Below are 1,561 nucleotides of genomic sequence, written 5' to 3'. Positions count from 1 at the left end.
GGCTTGAGGTCCTCGGTGACGGCGGGCACCGCGACGTGCAGCACGGTCGCGTCGAGCGCGACGAGCAGCAGGCTGACGCACAGGACGACGAGGACTCCTGCGGGGTGAGGTCCGGGCGCAGCCGCAGCCAGGACGGCTGGCGCAGCAGCCCGGCCCGCGTGCGCGTGCTGTAGTTGACCTCGCCGACCAGGCGGGGCAGCACCCAGTGGGCGTTCGCGACTGGCGGCACCGGATCGAAGGGGCAGGTACCGGTCTCGGCGGCCCGCAGCAACGCGGCCAGTTCGGCGCGTTCCGTCCCGCTCCAGCCGGTGCCCACCCCGCCGACGTACCGGAGCCGTCCGTCGGCTGACCGCTGACCCACCAGCACCGCGCCCGGCAGGCCGGCCAGCCGCCCCCGGCCCGGCAGCCAGCCGCCGACGATCACGTCCTCGGCACGCCTGTTCCGGATCTTGATCCAGGCACGGGACCGCACCCCGGGCTCGTAGCCCGAGTCCAGCCGCTTGCACACCACGCCCTCGAGACCGTGCTCCCGGGTGGCCCGCAGCGCCTCGGCGCCGTGTCCGACGACCGCGCCCGGTGTCGACCAGTACGGCCCGTGCAGGGCGAGGGACTCCAGGAGGCCCCGCCGGTCGGTGTACGGAACGGTGAACAGCGGTTCCTCCAGGTACGGGACGTCGAACAGGATCAGATGGACCGGTACCCGGGCCGCCATCCGCGCCGCCCGGGCCGGAGCGTGGGCGAGGCCCATCCGGCTCTGCAGCAACTGGAAGTCGGCGCGCCCCTGTTCGTCCAGGGCCAGCACCTCGCCGTCCAGGACCGCCGGCACCCGGCCCAGGGCCTCGCCGAGCGGCTGGAGCTCGGGGTAGGCGGCGGTGATGGCCTCGCCGGACCGGGCACGCAGCAGCAGGGTGCCGTCACCCGGCAGGTAGACGACGGCACGCTGACCGTCCTGCTTGGTCTCGTACGCCCACCGGGCGTCCTGGGCGGCGGGCGGCAGCCTGCCGGGAGTGGCGAGCATGGGCGCGATCAGCGGCAGGGCGGTCACGCAGAAGGTGTGGACCGGCCGCGTCCGCCGCACGCCCCTTCCGGCACCGGTTCCCCCGAACAGGCCTCAGCCGTCCGTTTCCGGCGACGGGGGCCGCACCAGCCCCGACTGGTAGGCCATCACCACGAGTTGGGCGCGGTCCCGGGCGTCCGGCTTGGTCATCACCCGGTGGACGCGGGTACGCACGGTCAGCGGGGAGACGAACAGCTTCCACGTCAGGGAGCCGGTCCACCATCCCGGGCCGCCGCTGCCCCGTCGTCGTGCGGCTGCCGACACTCCCGGCTGCGGAGAACCCGGTACGGACGACGGCACGCGTCCTCCAGACGACCGACGGCACGCGACCCCGGCACCGCCCCGACACATCGCGTCACCGGCCGCCGGCCGCTGATCGCCGACCACTGGGCCGGGCCGCCGGCGCGGCAGCCGCGACTGCGGCCATGCCGGTCGGCGCGGAGACCTGTCCGTCATCGGCGGTACGACCGGAGTGGTCCCGGCGGCGGGCCGCCCGTCGAGGGC

At 75.1% G+C, this 1,561-nt stretch carries 1 protein-coding gene and 1 pseudogene; both read right to left on the bottom strand.

Annotated elements, in window-relative coordinates; translation table 11 throughout:
- A partial coding sequence (locus ABZ646_RS46380; RefSeq protein WP_360533754.1) for an ATP-dependent DNA ligase occupies positions 1–1,018 on the bottom strand: 1,018 nt, incomplete at its 3' end.
- Positions 1,019–1,111: 93 nt separating this feature from the next.
- Positions 1,112–1,255, bottom strand: a pseudogene (locus ABZ646_RS46375) (LuxR C-terminal-related transcriptional regulator); the annotation flags it as partial.
- Positions 1,256–1,561 lie beyond the last annotated feature (306 nt).

It is taken from the genome of Streptomyces sp. NPDC007162, assembly GCF_040634175.1.
GTDB lineage: Bacteria > Actinomycetota > Actinomycetes > Streptomycetales > Streptomycetaceae > Streptomyces.
Note: the sequence above shows the minus strand (reverse complement) of the source record. Positions and strands in the feature narration are given on the sequence as shown.